15 protein-coding genes are annotated in these 16,990 nt (G+C 71.7%); 6 read left to right on the top strand and 9 right to left on the bottom strand.

All coding sequences use genetic code 11. The features are described from left to right. Positions 1-3: 3 nt before the first annotated feature. The 3 genes from ABZS42_RS08235 to ABZS42_RS08245 form a co-directional block, all read right to left on the bottom strand. Entirely contained in the window at positions 4-1,062 is a 1,059-nt protein-coding gene (locus ABZS42_RS08235; RefSeq protein ID WP_355143250.1) for a type III polyketide synthase, read from the bottom strand. Positions 1,063-1,126: 64 nt separating this feature from the next. Beyond that, positions 1,127-2,293 carry an acyl-CoA dehydrogenase family protein gene (locus ABZS42_RS08240; RefSeq protein WP_355143251.1) on the bottom strand — a complete coding sequence of 389 codons (1,167 nt, stop codon included), beginning with the start codon at positions 2,291-2,293 and terminating at the stop codon, positions 1,127-1,129. 43 nt (positions 2,294-2,336) lie between these two features. Beyond that, positions 2,337-3,098 carry a methyltransferase domain-containing protein gene (locus tag ABZS42_RS08245; RefSeq protein ID WP_355143252.1) on the bottom strand — a complete coding sequence of 254 codons (762 nt, stop codon included), beginning with the start codon at positions 3,096-3,098 and terminating at the stop codon, positions 2,337-2,339. A 46-nt stretch (positions 3,099-3,144) separates the two neighbouring features. On the opposite strand from ABZS42_RS08245, the gene ABZS42_RS08250 reads away from it, so the two are divergent. The 4 genes from ABZS42_RS08250 to disA all read left to right on the top strand — a co-directional run bounded on the left by ABZS42_RS08250 (position 3,145) and on the right by disA (position 7,778). Next, a complete protein-coding gene (locus ABZS42_RS08250; RefSeq protein ID WP_355143253.1) occupies positions 3,145-3,984 on the top strand; it encodes a UbiA family prenyltransferase in 840 nt (279 codons plus the stop codon). Positions 3,985-4,124: 140 nt separating this feature from the next. Then, on the top strand, positions 4,125-4,898 hold the full coding sequence (locus tag ABZS42_RS08255) for a hypothetical protein (RefSeq protein WP_355143254.1): 774 nt from the start codon (positions 4,125-4,127) through the stop codon (positions 4,896-4,898). A gap of 113 nt (positions 4,899-5,011) precedes the next feature. Next, entirely contained in the window at positions 5,012-6,469 is a 1,458-nt protein-coding gene (gene radA / locus ABZS42_RS08260) for a DNA repair protein RadA (protein ID WP_355143255.1), read from the top strand. A 133-nt stretch (positions 6,470-6,602) separates the two neighbouring features. Beyond that, complete coding sequence (disA, locus tag ABZS42_RS08265; RefSeq protein WP_355143256.1) at positions 6,603-7,778, top strand: DNA integrity scanning diadenylate cyclase DisA; 1,176 nt, start codon at positions 6,603-6,605, stop codon at positions 7,776-7,778. Positions 7,779-7,851: 73 nt separating this feature from the next. On the opposite strand, the gene ABZS42_RS08270 is transcribed toward disA, so the two are convergent. The 3 genes from ABZS42_RS08270 to ABZS42_RS08280 all read right to left on the bottom strand — a co-directional run bounded on the left by ABZS42_RS08270 (position 7,852) and on the right by ABZS42_RS08280 (position 9,795). Next, a complete protein-coding gene (locus ABZS42_RS08270; RefSeq protein WP_355143257.1) occupies positions 7,852-8,571 on the bottom strand; it encodes a hypothetical protein in 720 nt (239 codons plus the stop codon). 118 nt (positions 8,572-8,689) lie between these two features. Next, positions 8,690-9,274: a peptide deformylase gene (locus ABZS42_RS08275; RefSeq protein ID WP_355143368.1), complete on the bottom strand. Its 585-nt coding sequence runs from the start codon at positions 9,272-9,274 to the stop codon at positions 8,690-8,692. A gap of 8 nt (positions 9,275-9,282) precedes the next feature. After that, positions 9,283-9,795, bottom strand: coding sequence for an ACT domain-containing protein (locus ABZS42_RS08280; RefSeq protein ID WP_355143258.1), 513 nt, complete (start codon positions 9,793-9,795; stop codon positions 9,283-9,285). A 96-nt stretch (positions 9,796-9,891) separates the two neighbouring features. Between ABZS42_RS08280 and ABZS42_RS08285 the strand changes: the two genes are divergently transcribed. Next, positions 9,892-10,794, top strand: coding sequence for an A/G-specific adenine glycosylase (locus tag ABZS42_RS08285; RefSeq protein WP_355143259.1), 903 nt, complete (start codon positions 9,892-9,894; stop codon positions 10,792-10,794). 237 nt (positions 10,795-11,031) lie between these two features. Here ABZS42_RS08285 and ABZS42_RS08290 read toward each other — a convergent pair whose 3' ends face one another. The 3 genes from ABZS42_RS08290 to lysS all read right to left on the bottom strand — a co-directional run bounded on the left by ABZS42_RS08290 (position 11,032) and on the right by lysS (position 16,123). After that, positions 11,032-13,572 carry an ATP-dependent Clp protease ATP-binding subunit gene (locus tag ABZS42_RS08290; RefSeq protein ID WP_355143260.1) on the bottom strand — a complete coding sequence of 847 codons (2,541 nt, stop codon included), beginning with the start codon at positions 13,570-13,572 and terminating at the stop codon, positions 11,032-11,034. A 586-nt stretch (positions 13,573-14,158) separates the two neighbouring features. Next, positions 14,159-14,503 carry an Lsr2 family protein gene (locus ABZS42_RS08295; RefSeq protein ID WP_165947327.1) on the bottom strand — a complete coding sequence of 115 codons (345 nt, stop codon included), beginning with the start codon at positions 14,501-14,503 and terminating at the stop codon, positions 14,159-14,161. A 111-nt stretch (positions 14,504-14,614) separates the two neighbouring features. Beyond that, positions 14,615-16,123, bottom strand: coding sequence for a lysine--tRNA ligase (gene lysS, locus ABZS42_RS08300; protein ID WP_355143261.1), 1,509 nt, complete (start codon positions 16,121-16,123; stop codon positions 14,615-14,617). Positions 16,124-16,210: 87 nt separating this feature from the next. On the opposite strand from lysS, the gene ABZS42_RS08305 reads away from it, so the two are divergent. After that, a complete protein-coding gene (locus ABZS42_RS08305) occupies positions 16,211-16,990 on the top strand; it encodes a class I SAM-dependent methyltransferase (RefSeq protein WP_355143262.1) in 780 nt (259 codons plus the stop codon).

A 16,990-nucleotide genomic window follows, 5' to 3' on the forward strand; every position in this document is an offset into this window, starting at 1 on the left:
CGCTCAGCCCTGTCGATCGAGCAGTACGGCGTAGAGCGTGAGACCGGGGCCGAAGGCGAGCATGAGGATCCGCTCCGGCGGGGTCGGGGCACGACGCAGCCGGTCGAGGATGAGCAGCACCGTCGGGGACGAGCAGTTGCCGTGTTCGTCCAGCGTCGCGCGGGACGCCGCCAGCGCCTCCGGTGGCAACCCCAGCTCGCGCTCCACCACGTTGAGGATGCGGGGGCCGCCCGGATGCACCGCCCAGCCGTCCAGCTCGTCGAGCGTGGCGCCGTGCCGGGCCAGCAGGTCGTCGACCAGGCCACGCACGTGCGTGGAGAGCACCTGTGGCACCTTCGGCGACAACCCCATCCGGAAGCCGGAGTCGGTGACGTCCCAGGTCATGTGGTCGGCGGTGGAGGTGTCGGTGACCGACGTGACCTCGCGCACCGCGTACCCGGGGCCGCCGGGCAGCACCACGGCGGCGACCGCCGCGTCCGAGAAGAGCGCGTGCGAGACGATCTGCTGCGTGTCCACCCGGGCCGTCGACGGCTGAATGTGCAGGCTGGTCAACTCGGCGCAGAGCAGCAGCGCCGGGCGGCCCCGGGCGGTGACGAAGTCGCTCGCCGCGCCCAGCCCGGGCAGCGCCGCGTAGCAGCCCATGTGGCCGACGAACATCCGCTGGGTGCCGGGGGCCATGCCGAGGTCCCGGGCGAGCAGGATGTCCAGCCCCGGGGTGGCGTACCCGGTGCACGAGCAGACGACGAACAGCCCGATGTCACCGGCGTCCAGACCGGCGGCGGTCAAGGCCCGGCCGACCGCCTCCTTGCCCAGCGGCAACGCCTCCACGAGGTAACGACGCATCCGCCGTTCGGTCGGCCAGTCGGAGACGTCCTCCAGCAGCGGATTGACCGCCGCCTGCCGCGTGGTGACCCCGGAGTTGGCGAAGATCCGTTGTGCCAACGACCGGGTGGTGCCGGTGAAGTGCCGGGAGAAGAAGCCCTCCCACAACTCGTCCTGCCGGGCCGACGGCGGCTGCGCCGTCCCGAGGCCTGCGATCACTGGTACCGACACGATCCCCACCTCTCGTCCGACGCCGCCCTCGCCCGGACCGTCCCCACCGGAACGGCCACGGCGGGCCCCACGCTCACCAACGAGGCGCCGAGCCGTCGCGGTCCGGGTCACCTCCCAACGCGGCGATGCCGAGCCAGTCGGCGCAGACGTCCGAGGTGGCCGGATGCAGCGATCCGCAGCGGGCGTCCCGGTAGAGCCGCTCCAGCGGATGGCCTCGCCGGGTCGCCGAGGTACCGGCCGCCTCGAGCATCGACGCGGCGACGTCGGCGGCGGTCGTACCGGCCAGCAGCTTCGCCCGCCACACCCAGCGGTTGGTCTCGGCGTCGCCGGCCGCCTCGTCCACCCGGCGGGCCGCCTCGCGCACCACCAGCTCGGCCGCCGCCACCGCCGCGTCGGCCCGGCCGAGGCGCGCCCGCACCGCCGGCAGCCCGGCGAGGTTGCGGGCGTTCAGGTGCTCGGCGGCCGCCTCGATCGCCGCCCGCGCGACGCCGACGTAGACGGCCGCGTAGCTGGCCACCAGCCAGTGCGGCATGAGCTGGGCGACGACCAGCGCCAGCCCTTCCACCCCACCCAGCAGCCGGTCGGTCGGAACCGTCGCCTCCAGGTGCAGGTCGTGCGAGGCGGTGGCGCGCATGCCGAGCGAGTCCCAGGTCGGCTCGACGGTGAGCCCGGCCCCGGCCGGGACCAGGAACTGGGAGACCACCGACGGGTCGGCGGCGCTGCGCGCGGCGACCAGGTAGCCGTCGGCGTGCCCGGCCCCCGAGCAGAAGGTCTTGCTGCCCTTGACGTGCCAGCCGCCCTCGATCGGCTCGTAGACCGTGCTGAGCTGGGAGAGCCGCGCCCCCGCGCCACGCTCGCTCATCGCCACCGCGTACCAGGAGCCCTCGGCGGCCGCCCGCAGCAGCCGGTCCCGGGCGGCGAGCGCCTCGTCCGGGACGCCGAGCGCCTCGGCCAGTTCCTCGGTGACCGCGCCGAGCGCGCCGGTCACCGAAGCGTGCATGTTGAACACCAGCGCGGTGGCGCCGTTGCCCTTGGCCAGCTCGGTGGCGACGGCCGCGTACTCGGCGAACGTCGCACCGAACCCGCCCAGCTCGCGGGGCACCATCAGCCCGAAGAGGCCCGCCTCGCGCAGATCCTCGAAGTCCTCGACCGGGAAGGTGCCCTCCCGGTCGTACTCGGCCGCGCGGGCGGCGAGTCGCGGCGCCAACCTGCGCGCCGCATCCAACGCGTGCACCGTCATCTACGCCCCCTCTTCGGCGTCCTTACCCCCGCTGGGGTCGGAACTATCCTTTCCGGACCCCCCAGCCCTGGTACAGCACCGCGGTCGAGCGCGTCGGCACCATCCGTGGGGCCCGGCCACCCGGCGCGGTCCCCACGGCGCCCCGCGCCCGGCGCAACAGCCAGCCGAGCAGGCCACCCAGCTGCGGCCGTACACCGCGCAGTTGCAGTGTGACGCCGTGCCGGGCGCACTCGGCGACCAACGCGCGGGCATCCACGAACAACCGTGGGTCGTGGATGCCACGCGGCACGGTCGGCAACCGCTCGCCGATGTGGACCGCCACCAACCGGCTCAGCGCGGTGTCGTTCAGCGTGTCGAGCACGAGCAGACCGCCCGGCCGGAGAAGCCGGCACGCCTCGGCCGCCGCGCGACGCCAGTCCGGCACGTGTTCGAGCATCTCGCCGGCCGCCACCACGTCGGCGCAGCCGTCCGCGAGCGGCACGGCGGTCGCGTCGCCGTTGACCGGCGTGACGCCGTGCCCGGCGGCCTGGGCCAACGCCGAACGGGTCAGGTCGACACCCACGTGCCGGTAGCCCTTCCCGGCGAGGTGGGGCGCGAGCAGCCCGGCCCCACAGCCGAGGTCCACCAGCAACGCGCCGGGACGCTCGGCCGGCGGCACCAGGGCCGCCCGTGCCTCGGCCAGCCAGTGCAGCATCGCGAAGACGCCGTCCGGCCGCCACCACTCGTCGGCCAGGTCGTCGTACTGGCGCGGGTCGTTGCGCGGCAGCACTCGGGGCCGGGTGGGCACCGGAGCCACGTCTCGCATGGAATCGAGCGTGGCACGACTCACGGGTAACATCCAGACTTCCCTTATGTCGACTTCGGTGTTAGGGCTGGTCAGGGCGAGCCATCCGGAACCGGCCGCGGCGGTGACCCTGGTGGCCGGTCTGCTCGCCGTCGGCGTGGGACATCGACCCGCCGGAGTCGCCGCCGTCGTCCTCGCCGTGCTGGCCAGCCAGCTCGCCGTGGGCTGGGCCAACGACGCGCTCGACGCCGACCGGGACACCGCGGTGGGGCGTACCGACAAACCGATCCCCGCCGGCGCGATCAGCCGGCGCACCGTGGCCGTGGGCGCGGTGCTGGCCGCGTCCGCCACCCCGGTGCTGGCACTGTTCACAAACGCCACAGCGGCCTTCTGGGTGACGCTCGCACTCGTCTCGGCGCTGGTCTACGACTGGCCGCTGAAGTCCAGCCCGGCGTCGGTGCTGCCCTACGCGGTCTCCTTCGGCGCCCTGCCCGCCTTCGTGGTGCTGGCGCTGCCCGGGACGCCGGCGCCGCCGGCCTGGCTGGTCGCCGCGGGGGCGTGTCTCGGCGCCGGAGCGCACTTCGCCAACGTCCTGCCCGACCTGGCCGACGACGCCCGCACGGGAGTGCGCGGCCTGCCGCACCGCCTCGGCGCGACCGGCAGCCGGGTGGCCGCCGCGGTGCTGCTGCTCGCGGCGACCGGGACGCTGGTCTTCGGTCCGCCCGGGCCCCCGTCCGGACTCGGGCTCGCCGCGGTTCTCGCCGCCGTCGTGGTTCCGCCGCTCAGTTGGTACGGCGGCCGCGGGGCGGCCCGGGCGGGGCGGCGCCCGGTGGCCGCCTTCCGGGCAGTGATGCTGGTGGCGCTCATCGACGTGGTGCTGCTGGTCACGAGCGGCCGGGTGGTCTGATCGTCACCCCGAGAGGTGGCATCCCCGGGTCGGGGTGCGGCCCTCGATCAGCCCCAATTACCCTGGAGCGCGGTCTGCGCGGGCATGGCCAGCCGTGCCCGGCGTACGCACCGGGTGTGATCGTGACGAGGAGGACCGACGTGACGCGCTCGATCAGGGGTTCCCGGCGGGCGGCTCTGCTGCTGTCCGGGGTGGCGGCGGCGACGAGCCTGCTGCTGTCCGGGTGCGGCGCCGGCCAGATATCGGAGACCGCCGAGAAGGTGCCGTCGGTCCAGGGCGTCAACATCGAGACGGAGAACGGCCAGCTCGCGGTGCGTGGCCTGCTGGTCGAGTTCCCCGGCGTCGAGGGTTACAAGGCCGGCGAGAACGCCCCGCTGAACGCGGTGATCTACAACGACTCGAAGGAGCCGGTAACGGTCACCGTCACCAGCCAGGACGCCCGCGAGGTGGTTCTCACCCGCACCGGCGCGTCGGCCGGCTCGAGCCCGTCCGAGTCGCCCTCGGAGTCGGCTTCGCCGAGCGGCTCGGCGTCGGCCACCCCGTCGGACTCCGCCAGCCCGTCCGGCTCGGCCACCCCGTCGGACTCCGCCAGCCCGTCCGGCTCGGCCAGCCCGTCGGAGTCCGCCAGCCCGTCGCCCTCGGCGCCGGCCGGCGAGCCCGCGCGCTTCGAGATCGCGCCGCTGAGCTACATCCAGCTGAACCAGCAGTCCGACCGCATGCTCCAGTTGGTCGGTCTCAACGAGTCGCTCCTCTCCGGCCAGAACGTGTTCGTCACGTTCGACTTCGGCAACGGCAACACCATCACCGGGCCGGCCCCGATCGCGGTGCCGTTCACCCCGCCCGCCCCGCCGTCGCCGATCGTGCACCGTGAGGGTGGCGAGGAGTCGGAGGGCGGCGCCGGCCACGGCGGCTGACCAGCCGCACGAGCTTCCGAGAACACCCCGGCGTGGTACGCACCACGCCGGGGTGTTTCGTCATCCGGTGGGGTGTACGCCATCTGGTCGTACCCCCGGGCTAGCGTCCTGGTGTGACGACCTCCCGATCCACCACCGCACGCGGCGGCGCGTCGACCGGCACGCGCGGCCGTGCGTCCGGCCGTGAGCCTCGGCCCGCCTACGAGTGCGACGCGTGCGGCCACCAGCCACCCAAGTGGGTGGGACGCTGCCCGGAGTGCGGCGAGTGGGGCTCCGTGGTCGAGAGCACGATCACCGGGCCGACCGTCTCCGGCCGGGTGGTCAGCTCGCGGATGCCGGCCGAACCCGCCCGACCGATCGCCACCATCAGCGCCGCACCCGCCCGGGCCCGCCCGACCGGAGTGAGCGAGCTCGACCGGGTGCTCGGCGGCGGCCTGGTGCCCGGCGCCGTGGTGCTGCTGGCCGGCGAGCCGGGCGTGGGCAAGTCCACCCTGCTGCTCGACGTGGCCCAGCAGTGGGCCGCCGGCGCGGGCAGCCCCTCGCTGGTGGTCAGCGGCGAAGAGTCGGTCAGCCAGGTACGGCTGCGCGCCGAAAGGATGGGCACCCTGCACGATCAGCTCTACCTGGCCGCCGAGAGCGACCTGTCCGCGGTGCTCGGTCACCTCGACGCGGTCAAGCCCGGGCTGCTGGTGCTCGACTCGGTGCAGACCATCTCCACCCCCGGCACCGAGGGCGTGCCGGGCGGCGTGACGCAGGTGCGAGCCGTCACCGCCGCGCTCGTCTCGGTCGCCAAGGAACGGGGCATCGCCACGGTGCTGGTCGGCCACGTGACCAAGGACGGCCAGGTCGCCGGCCCCCGGGTGCTGGAGCACCTGGTCGACGTGGTGCTGCACTTCGAGGGCGACAAGCACTCCTCGCTACGGATGGTGCGCGGCGTCAAGAACCGCTTCGGCGCGGCCGACGAGGTCGGCTGCTTCGAGATGCACGAAGGTGGCATCTCCAGCCTCGCCGACCCGTCCGGCCTCTTCCTGACCCGCTACTCCGAGCCGGTGCCCGGCACCTGTGTCACCGTGGCGATGGAGGGTCGGCGCGCCCTCGTCACCGAGGTGCAGGCGCTCATCGGCGCCACCGTCGCCGGCTCCCCCCGGCGTACGGTCTCCGGACTCGACTCGGCCCGGCTGGCCATGGTGCTGGCGGTGCTGCAACGGCGTACCGAAAGGCTCACCCTGCACGACCGGGAGGTCTTCGCCGCGACGGTCGGCGGCATCCGTGTGGTCGAGCCGGCCGCCGACCTGGCGGTAGCCCTCGCGGTCGCCTCCGGCGGGCTCAACCTGGCCATCGCGCCGCATCTCGTGGCCATCGGCGAGGTCGGGCTCACCGGCGAGGTGCGGCGGGTCGGCGCAGTGCCACGCCGGCTGGCCGAGGCCGCCCGGCTGGGCTTCCGGTTCGCGCTCGTCCCACCCGGATGCGGGCCGGAGTCGACCGGCGTCGCACCGGATCAGATGCGGGTGATGGAGGTCACCGATGTCCGGTCGGCGCTGCAGTGTGCCGCGCGGGCGTCGGCGGAGTGACCGACCGTGACCGCCGGGTCGGACCGCCCGGGTGATACCGGGGCAGCGCGCCACGGGCCGGACAAGAGGGCATCGTGACACATCACAGTAACCACGACAGCACCCACCGCACGTCAGTCCGTAGACTGTGCCCGTGCCGATCGACCGCGATACCACCAAGCCTGCCGGCGCGACACCCCACGCCCGCACCGGCGCCGTGGGCTCGCCCGCCCGTCCGATCAGCGTGAACGTGACCGGCGGCGCCGCGGGTGACCCGCTGCGCGCGAACCTGGCGTTGATGGCGCCCGGCACCGCGCTGCGCGACGGCCTCGAACGGATCCTGCGCGGCCGCACGGGCGCACTGATCGTCCTCGGCTACGACAAGGTCGTGGAGGGGCTCTGCACCGGCGGCTTCCCCCTCGACGTCGAGTTCTCCGCGACCCGCATCCGAGAGCTGTGCAAGATGGACGGCGCGGTGGTGCTCTCCAGCGACGGCACCCGCATCGTCCGGGCCGCGGTGCACCTGATGCCCGACCCGTCCATCCCCACCGAGGAGTCCGGCACCCGGCACCGCACCGCCGAGCGGGTGGCCCGGCAGACCGGCTACCCGGTCATCTCGGTCAGCCAGTCGATGCGGATCATCAGCCTCTACGTGAACGGCCAGCGCCACGTGCTGGACGACTCGGCCGCCATCCTGTCCCGGGCCAACCAGGCCCTGGCCACCCTCGAGCGCTACAAGCTCCGACTCGACGAGGTCTCCGGCACACTCTCCGCGCTCGAGATCGAGGACCTGGTCACCGTACGGGACGCGGTGGCTGTGGTGCAGCGGCTGGAGATGGTCCGTCGGATCGCCGACGAGATCGCCGGCTACGTGGTCGAGTTGGGCACCGACGGCCGACTCCTGGCGCTACAGCTCGACGAGTTGATGGCGGGCGTCGACGCCGACCGGACACTGGTCATCCGCGACTACCTTCCGGCCGGTCGCAAGTCGCGCACCCTCGACGAGGCGCTGGTCGAGCTGGACCTGCTCGGCGCCACCGAGCTGATCGACCTGGTCGCGGTCGCCAAGGCGATCGGCTACCCGGCCGCGTCCGACGCGCTCGACGCGGCGGTCAGCCCGCGCGGCTTCCGGCTGCTGGCCAAGGTGCCGCGACTGCCGGCCGCGGTGGTGGACCGGCTGGTCCTGCACTTCGGCAGCCTCCAGCGGCTGCTGGGCGCGACCGTGGAGGACCTCCAGGCGGTCGAGGGAGTGGGCGACGCACGGGCCCGCGGCGTACGCGAGGGCCTGTCCCGGCTCGCCGAGGCGTCCATCCTCGAACGGTACGTCTGACCGTTCCGAGGCACGTCGGCCCTGCCCGGTCCCCGCGACCCGTCGCCTTCGCGGAGATCGACCCGCCTCGGGCTCAGTCGTTGATGGTCAGCTTGACCGGTTCGCTGAGCTTCGTGTCCACCCGGGCGAAGACCTGGTACGACCCGGGCGGCACCTTCGGCCCCGCAGCCAGCCCGTCCGCACAACGGGTGGTGTCCCGGCCGTTCCACGTCACCTGGAACATGTGCTCGATGTTCGGCGGGAAGGACTTCACGTCCGTACCCTTGACCTGACCACAGGTGTCGGAGGACCAGACCGTCTCCGCACCGGACTTGATGAAGATCTCCTGGAGCGTCGCGCCGACGTCGCGGCTGCACGTCCGTTCGGAGATGTTCCTGATCCGCAGTTGCAGGTCGACGGAGGCTCCGACACCCACCGACGCGGGCAGCGCCACCGGGGTCACCTTGATCTCGGCGTCGGCGCAGCTTCCGTCGTTCGACCCACCGTTGGCCTGAGCCGTCGGAGGCTCCTCGCCCGGGGAGGCCGGCGCGTCGGCGCTCCCGTCTCCGCCGTCAGCGGCTCCGGACGCCTCGGGCGGAGGTGTACCGGTCTTCGGGGTGAGCAGCGTCTGGGTCGGGCTCGGACTGACCGACGAGGTCGGGGTCGCCCCGGCCTGCGACTTCTTGTCGCCGGTGTTACCCGATCCGGTGCACGAGTAGAGCAGGACAATCAGGAAGAGAAGCCCCGCTCCGAGTACAACGGCGCGACGCCGCCAATACACGGCGGGTGGCAGGGGGCCGACCGTCAGACGCATGATGCCCCCACCGTATCCGCGTAGCAGAGTCGTGGTGCGGCACGACTCGCCGGAAGGTTCCCCGTACCGTCAAGATCGGCATCCATTGTCGACAGGGTAGTCGAGCGGGCGCTTCGGATCAGAGGTAGACCTTGCGCTGGTAGACGGCGTGCGCGCCGGCGACCCGGTCAAGGAAGAGCAGCCCCGAACAGTGGTCGATCTCGTGTTGGAGCGCGCGGGCCTCGAAGCCGTCGGTGACCAGACGTACCGGCGCGCCGGTGCCCGGCAGCTCGCCCTCCACCACCAGGCGGCTGGCCCGTTTCACGTCCCCGGTCAGATCCGGCACCGACATGCACCCCTCGCGCCCCGCCTTCCACCGCGTCGCCTCGACCACCCGGGCGTTGCAGAGCACGAACGTGCCGTGCACGGTGACCGCCTTCGGGTGCCCGGTCACCTCCACCGCGAAGACCTGGGCGCCCACACCGACCTGCGGAGCCGCCAGGCCCACGCAACCCGGCGAGACACGCATGGTGGCGATCAGGTCGGCGGCCAGCCGTACGGTCTCCGTCGAGGTCGGATCCACGGCCACGCCGGCCCGGCTGAGCGCCGGATGCGGGGCGCTCACCACCGGGCGAACCGCACCGGGGAAGCCCAACGCCTCCGGCGTCCAGTCGCCCAGCCCGGCGTACTCCTCGCCGGCCGAGGTCGCGTCCGGTCCGCGCATCTCGCCGCTCACAGCAGGTCCGGATCCGCAGGCCGAAGGCTGACCTCGACGCCCAAATCGACGGCGGCCCGGTCCAGCCGGCCGGCCAGATCGTCGGCCGTGCCGGGCGGCAGGTCGACCTCGGCGACCACCACGTAGAGCGAGCCGGCCAGCCGGGTGCTCAAGTCGGTGACGTTGCCGCCGACGCCGGTGACCACCCGCGTCATCGCCGCGACGATCCCCATCCGATCGGCCCCGTGCACCGCCATCACGTACGGCTCGCCACCGGTCGCCCCGCCACCGTCCGGGCTGACCGCCCGTACGGTCGCCAGTAGCTGACCGTCGGCGGCGAGCGGCGCCAGCGCGGCCTCGACCTCGGCGGCGGCGGGACCCACGCAGATCAGCGTCATCGCGAAGTGACCCCGCAAGCGGGTCATCGTGCTGTCGGTGAGGTTCGCGCCCAATCGGGCGAGGGCCTCGGCGACGTCGGCCACGATGCCCGGCCGGTCCCGGCCGATGACGGTGATCGCGAGCTCGTTCATCCGCGCATTCTGCCCGATCCGTCACCCGCGGCGGAGCCGCCCCGCCCAGGCTGCCCACGCTCCGGGAACACCGCCGCGTGACATGATCGACGGACGATGAGTGAGCCGACGTTCGCCACCCTGGTCAGCCGCTGGTACGAGGAGAACGCCCGGGACCTGCCGTGGCGCAAACCGGGCGTCAGCCCGTGGGCGATCCTGGTCAGCGAGGTGATGCTCCAGCAGACGCCGGTGGTCCGGGTGCTGCCCGCGTACGAGGCGTGGCTGGCTCGGTGGCCGGTGCCGGCCGCCCTGGCAGCGGACACTCCCGCCCAGGCGATCCGGATGTGGGGCCGGCTCGGCTACCCGCGCCGGGCGCTGCGGCTGAGGGAGTGCGCCACGGCGATCGTGGAGCGGCACGGCGGGGAGGTCCCGGATCGGCTGGACCAGCTGCTGGCCCTGCCGGGCGTCGGAACGTACACGGCACGTGCCGTCGCCGCGTTCGCGTACGGGCAGCGGCATCCGGTGGTCGACACCAACGTACGCCGAGTGGTCTGCCGGGCCGTGGCCGGCGAACCCGACGCCGGACCTGCCACGCGCCCCGCCGACCTGCTCGCCACCGAGGCGGTGCTGCCCGCGGAGCCGGCCGCCGCGGCACTGGCCAGCGCGGCCTTCATGGAGCTGGGAGCGGTTGTCTGCACCGCCCGGTCACCGCGTTGTGACCAGTGCCCGGTCGAGTCGACCTGCGCCTGGCGCGCCTCCGGGAAGGCCGCGCCGACCGGTCCCACCCGCCGCCCCCAGCGGTACGCGGGCACCGACCGGCAGGTACGTGGTCTGCTGCTCGGTGTGCTGCGGGAGTCCACCGGACCGGTGCCCCGGCCCAGACTCGACCAGATGTGGACCGACGGCGCACAGCGCACCCGCGCGCTCGCCGGTCTGGTGCAGGACGGCCTGGTGGAGCCGGTCGGGGACGACTCCTACCGCCTCGTCGGGGACGGCCCCGCCCTCCACTCCCCGATCTGACCCACTGACCTCTCCGCCCCCGCCGGCACGGCCGCCTGGCCGCCAGCGGCCAGGCGCTGGTCGGGGGTCGACGGCGGGGTCTTTGATCGACTCGGCTTCCTTGAAGTCGGGGTGTCCGGGCGCGCCGGAAGGCCCGACTTCCTTGACCCGAGGCCGCGGCTGGGCCGGGAATGGAAAAAGGCGGGGCCCCGGCGGCTCTCGCCACCGGGGCCCCGCCCCTACTACCGCTAACCGACGTTACGCCGCCGCGTCGTCCGCGCCCGCGGTGGCCGCGCCACCGAGGTCCGCCGGCACGGCGTCCGGAACGGTGTCCGGCTTGTCCGCGCCCCGGAAGACGAGCTTCGACTTGTCGATGTCGCTCGGGTCGCCCTCGCAGTCCACCACCACGATCTGACCCGGGGTCAGCTCGTTGAACAGGATCCGCTCGGAGAGGTTGTCCTCGATGTCGCGCTGGATCGTGCGACGCAGCGGACGTGCACCGAGCACCGGGTCGAAGCCCTTCTTCGCCAGGTACTTCTTGGCGTTGTCGGTCAGCTCCAGACCCATGTCCTTGTTCTTCAGCTGCGTCTCGATCCGCTGGATCATGATGTCGACGATCGAGAGGATCTCCGACTCGCGCAGCTGGTGGAAGACGATGGTGTCGTCGATCCGGTTCAGGAACTCAGGCCGGAAGTGCTGCTTGAGCTCGTCGTTGACCTTCTGCTTCATCCGGTCGTAGTTGGAGTCGGAGTCCTCCGACGCCTGGAAGCCCAGCGACACCGCCTTGGCCACGTCTCGCGTACCGAGGTTGGTGGTCAGGATGATGACCGTGTTCTTGAAGTCCACGATCCGGCCCTGACCGTCGGTGAGCCGACCGTCCTCCAGGATCTGGAGCAGCGTGTTGAACACGTCCGGGTGGGCCTTCTCGATCTCGTCGAAGAGGACCACCGAGAACGGCCGACGCCGCACCTTCTCGGTCAGCTGCCCGCCCTCGTCGTAGCCGACGTAGCCGGGAGGGGCACCCACCAGCCGGGAGACCGTGTAGCGGTCGTGGAACTCGGACATGTCCAGCTGGATGAGGGCGTCCTCGCTGCCGAACAGGAACTCGGCCAGCGCCTTGGAGAGCTCGGTCTTACCGACGCCGGACGGACCGGCGAAGATGAACGAGCCCGACGGACGCTTCGGGTCCTTCAGGCCGGCGCGGGTACGCCGGATCGCCTTGGACACCGCCTTGACCGCGTCCTCCTGGCCGATGACGCGCTTGTGCAGCTCGTCCTCCATGCGCAGCAGGCGCGAGGTCTCCTCCTCGGTCAGCTTGTAGACCGGGATGCCGGTCCAGTTGCCGAGCACCTCGGCGATCTGCTCGTCGTCCACCTCGCTGACGACGTCCAGGTCACCGGCCTTCCACTCCTTCTCCCGCTGCGCCTTCTGGCCGAGGAGCTGCTTCTCCTTGTCCCGCAGCTGGGCAGCCCGCTCGAAGTCCTGCGCGTCGATCGCGGACTCCTTGTCGCGGCGGACCTGGGCGATCCGCTCGTCGAAGTCGCGCAGGTCTGGCGGAGCGGTCATCCGGCGGATCCGCATCCGGGCGCCGGCCTCGTCGATCAGGTCGATCGCCTTGTCCGGCAGGAACCGGTCGGAGATGTAGCGGTCGGCCAGCGTCGCGGCAGCGACCAGAGCCGCATCGGTGATCGACACGCGGTGGTGCGCCTCGTAGCGGTCCCGCAGCCCCTTGAGGATCTCGATGGTGTGGGCCAGCGAGGGCTCACCCACCTGGATCGGCTGGAAGCGGCGCTCGAGAGCGGCGTCCTTCTCCAGGTGCTTGCGGTACTCGTCGAGGGTGGTGGCGCCGATGGTCTGCAGCTCGCCGCGGGCCAGCATCGGCTTGAGGATGCTCGCCGCGTCGATCGCACCCTCGGCGGCACCCGCACCCACCAGGGTGTGGATCTCGTCGATGAAGAGGATGATGTCGCCGCGCGTACGGATCTCCTTGAGCACCTTCTTGAGGCGCTCCTCGAAGTCACCGCGGTAGCGGGAACCGGCGACCAGCGCGCCGAGGTCGAGCGTGTAGAGCTGCTTGTCCTTCAGCGTCTCGGGCACCTCGCCCTTGATGATCTTCTGGGACAGCCCCTCCACCACGGCGGTCTTACCGACGCCGGGCTCACCGATCAGGACCGGGTTGTTCTTGGTACGGCGGGAGAGCACCTGCATGACCCGCTCGATTTCCTTCTCGCGCCCGATGACCGGGTCGAGCTTGCCCTCGCGGGCGGCCTGGGTCAGGTTACGGCCGAACTGGTCCAGCACGAGGCTGGTGGACGGCGCGGCCTCACCGGAGGCGGCGCCGGCGGCAGCCGGCTCCTTGCCCTGGTAGCCGGAGAGCAGCTGGATCACCTGCTGGCGGACCCGGTTGAGGTCCGCACCGAGCTTGACCAGCACCTGGGCGGCGACGCCCTCACCCTCGCGGATCAGACCGAGCAGGATGTGCTCCGTGCCGATGTAGTTGTGGCCGAGCTGCAGCGCCTCACGCAGCGACAGCTCCAGCACCTTCTTGGCCCGCGGCGTGAACGGAATGTGCCCGCTCGGCGCCTGCTGACCCTGGCCGATGATCTCCTCGACCTGCTGCCGGACGCCCTCCAGGGAGATGCCCAGGCTCTCCAGAGCCTTGGCCGCGACGCCCTCGCCCTCGTGGATCAGGCCCAACAGGATGTGTTCCGTACCGATGTAGTTGTGGTTGAGCATCCGGGCCTCTTCCTGGGCCAGGACGACAACCCGTCGCGCTCGGTCGGTGAACCGCTCGAACATGCCCTCGTGCTCCTCACGTGCCGTGCGCCTTGATGGTCAAAGATCTTGGCGGGGCCGGTGCGCGAACGTCCGGGACGGGCGTCCGTGCCTCATTACTCTATCGCCGCGGACCGACTCAGCTGAGGTCGTGTGTCTCCGGCAGCAGCCGCGTACGCGTCGTTTTGCACAACCGTGCGCGCTCAGGAGGTGTTCCGGTACCCCCAGCGCTACGCGCAGAGCGAAATTCTCACCGTCACTCGAACGAGCTGTCCGAGGTTTCCGGCGGGCCAGATCCGCGTCGGCGGCGGCTCCTCGACGGACCGCCGGCGGTCATCCACAGGCTGTGGATAAAAACTCCACCGGCTGTGGACAACCCCGCCCCGCGGGGGTTTCTTCCCCGGCACGGGAGGCGGTACCGGTGCCAGACCCGGCCGTCGGGGCGCGGCGGACGGAACGGACGGACACCGCAGTCAGGGACGGCCCGGACATCCGCCCCAGGTGGCTGTCCGGGCTGCCAGGAGGCGCCCGCACGGGGGCCGGAAAATGTGGCGACGCCGGCCCGGAGAGTGCTCCGGCCCGGCGTCGTTCGCCGCTGTGGTCGACCCGGTCAGCGCCGGGCGTGGTACTCGTCGACGATCTCCTGGGGGATCCGGCCTCGGTCGGAGATGTCCTTGCCCGCCTTCTTGGCCCACTCCCGGATCGCCCGGTTCTGCTCCCGATCGGCGGTCGCGCCGCCCCGGCCGCGTGCCGCCCGGCCACCGACCACTACGCCGCCACGGCCGACCTTCGTGCCCGCTCCCACGTACGGCGCGAATACATCACGCAATTTCTCGGCGTTCGCACTCGACAGGTCGATCTCGTACTGAACGCCATCCAACGCGAACTTGACCGTCTCGTCCGCGTCCCCGCCGTCCAGGTCATCGACCAGCTTGTGAATGATCTGCTTGGCCACGTCCCACATTCCTTTCGAGCAGGGTGCTCCTGCTAACTCAGAGCACAATAACCCGTACGACGCGCGCCGCGTCAATAGGATGCGGTATGACGACCCGGCCGCGACCGGCGACTACTCGGGCCGGACCAAGGGGAACAGGATCGTTTCCCGAATTCCCAGCCCGGTGAGCGACATCAAGAGGCGATCGATTCCCATTCCCATACCGCCGGCCGGCGGCATTCCGTACTCCATCGCCCGAAGAAAGTCCTCGTCGAGCCGCATCGCCTCGTCGTCGCCACGCGCGGCCAGCTGCGCCTGGGCCACCAGCCGCTCCCGCTGCACCACCGGGTCGACCAGCTCCGAGTACGCGGTGGCCAGCTCGAAGCTGCACACGTAGAGGTCCCACTTCTCGGCCAGTCCCGGCTCGCTGCGGTGCGCCCGGGTGAGCGGGCTCGTCTCCACCGGGTAGTCCCGGACGAACGTGGGTTCCCGCAATCCCGGCACGACCAGTTCCTCGAACAGTTCCTCGGCGAGCTTGCCCGGCCCCCACTTCGGATCGACGGCCAGTCCCACCTTGTCGGCGTACTCGACGAGGCGGGCGCGCTCGGTGCGGACCGTCACTTCCTCGCCGAGCGCCTCGGAAAGCACCCCGAACAGGGTCACCGACCGCCACTCGCCGCCCAGGTCGAACTCCCGCCCATCGGGGTGGGTGACCACGGTCGAGCCGCTCACCGCGATCGCCGCCTGCTGCACGAGATTTCGAGTCAGCTCGGCCATCGTGTCGTAGTCGCCGTACGCCTGGTAGGTCTCCAGCATCGCGAACTCCGGGGAGTGCGAGGAGTCGACACCCTCATTCCGGAAGTTGCGGTTGATCTCGAAGACCTGATCGACACCACCGACCACGGCGCGCTTCAGAAACAGTTCCGGCGCGATTCGCAGATACAGATCGGTGTTCAACGCATTGCTGTGCGTCACGAATGGGCGCGCCGCGGCCCCACCGTGCAGCAACTGGAGCATCGGGGTCTCGACCTCGATGAAGCCCCGTCCGTGCAGGGAATCACGCAGGCTCCGGACGGCCGCGGCCCGGGTACGGACCATCTGCCGCGCCTGCGGGCGCACGATCAGGTCGACGTAGCGCTGCCGGACACGGGCCTCCTCGGAGAGCGGCTTGTGCGCCACCGGCAGCGGACGCAGCGACTTGGCCGTGACCGCCCACTCCTCGACCAACACGGAGAGCTCACCGCGGCGGCTGGTGATCACTTCGCCGGTGACGCCGACGTGGTCACCGAGGTCCACCAGGCGCTTCCAGTCCTCCAGCCGCTCCGGGCCGACCCGGTCCAGGGAGAGCATCGCCTGCAGCTCGGTGCCATCACCGTCGCGCAGCGTCGCGAAGCAGAGCTTGCCGGTGTTCCGCACGAAGATCACTCGACCGGTGACCGATACCTGGTCGCCGGTCGCGGTGTCGGTCGGCAGCTCGGCGTAGCGCGCACGCACCTCGGCGAGGGTGGCCGTCCGGGGGTAGCCGATCGGGTACGGCTCGACACCGTCGGCGAGCATGCGTTCCCGCTTCTCCCGGCGGACCTTCATCTGCTCCGGAAGGTCGTCGGCGGGGTCCACAGGTAGGGCGTTCTGCTCGGTCACGGCATGCTTCCTCGTCAGGAGATACGGGGGGTCACGCCCGAGCGTACTCAAGCCCCCAGTCGATCGTTACGGGATAACCTCCGCGCCATGGTTGATCACACTCAAGCCCTCTCCTTCGGGGCCGCCGCGGCCGAATACGACCGCTTTCGGCCGCACTATCCGGAACCGGCGCTGCGGTGGGCACTGGAGGGCCTGGCCGGGAGCAGCGATTCGCACAGTGGACCGACTCCGCCACGCCGGCCCGTCCGCGTCGTCGATCTCGGCGCCGGCACGGGCATCCTGACCCGGGGCGTACTGGCCCTCGGTCACGAGGTGGTGCCGGTGGAACCCGATCCGGGCATGCGTGCCCAACTCGACGCGAGCACCCCCGGCACGACGGCGCTCCCGGGCAGCGCCGAGGCCGTGCCGCTACCCGACGGTGCGGCGGATGCGGTGCTGGTCGGGCAGGCGTACCACTGGTTCGATCGGGACCGCGCGCACGCCGAGATCGCCCGGCTGCTCCGGCCCGGCGGCACCTTCGCACCGGTCTGGAACACCCGCGACGACCGGGTCGGCTGGGTGGCCGAGCTGGGCCGGATCGCCCACATGGGGGGAACCGCCGGGAACGTGATCGAGAAGTACACCGATTTCGGCCCGGAGTTCGAGCCGATCGAGGTGGGCGAGTTCAGCCAGCGCACCACGCTCACGCCGGAGGACGTGGTCGCCCTGATCAGGACCCGCTCGTACTGGCTGACCGCGCCGGCCGACGAGCGGCAGAAGGTGGAGCGGGAACTGCGGGAACTCCTCGCCACCCATCCCGACCTGGCCGGCCGGGAGACGGTGGAGCTGCCGTACCGGACGATCGTGCTGCGGGCCCGGCGGCGCTGA

The sequence above is a fragment of the Micromonospora sp. NPDC005367 genome (assembly GCF_040606825.1).
GTDB lineage: Bacteria > Actinomycetota > Actinomycetes > Mycobacteriales > Micromonosporaceae > Micromonospora.

Bases quoted from the DNA above. Each gene is read 5' to 3' on its own strand.
- ABZS42_RS08245 (WP_355143252.1), bottom strand. From the start codon at position 3,098: ATGCGAGACGTGGCTCCGGTGCCCACCCGGCCCCGAGTGCTGCCGCGC.
- ABZS42_RS08290 (WP_355143260.1), bottom strand. From the start codon at position 13,572: ATGTTCGAGCGGTTCACCGACCGAGCGCGACGGGTTGTCGTCCTGGCC.
- ABZS42_RS08250 (WP_355143253.1), top strand. From the start codon at position 3,145: ATGTCGACTTCGGTGTTAGGGCTGGTCAGGGCGAGCCATCCGGAACCG.
- ABZS42_RS08280 (WP_355143258.1), bottom strand. From the start codon at position 9,795: ATGAACGAGCTCGCGATCACCGTCATCGGCCGGGACCGGCCGGGCATC.
- ABZS42_RS08285 (WP_355143259.1), top strand. From the start codon at position 9,892: ATGAGTGAGCCGACGTTCGCCACCCTGGTCAGCCGCTGGTACGAGGAG.
- ABZS42_RS08240 (WP_355143251.1), bottom strand. From the start codon at position 2,293: ATGACGGTGCACGCGTTGGATGCGGCGCGCAGGTTGGCGCCGCGACTC.
- ABZS42_RS08270 (WP_355143257.1), bottom strand. From the start codon at position 8,571: ATGCGTCTGACGGTCGGCCCCCTGCCACCCGCCGTGTATTGGCGGCGT.
- ABZS42_RS08305 (WP_355143262.1), top strand. From the start codon at position 16,211: ATGGTTGATCACACTCAAGCCCTCTCCTTCGGGGCCGCCGCGGCCGAA.
- ABZS42_RS08275 (WP_355143368.1), bottom strand. From the start codon at position 9,274: ATGCGCGGACCGGACGCGACCTCGGCCGGCGAGGAGTACGCCGGGCTG.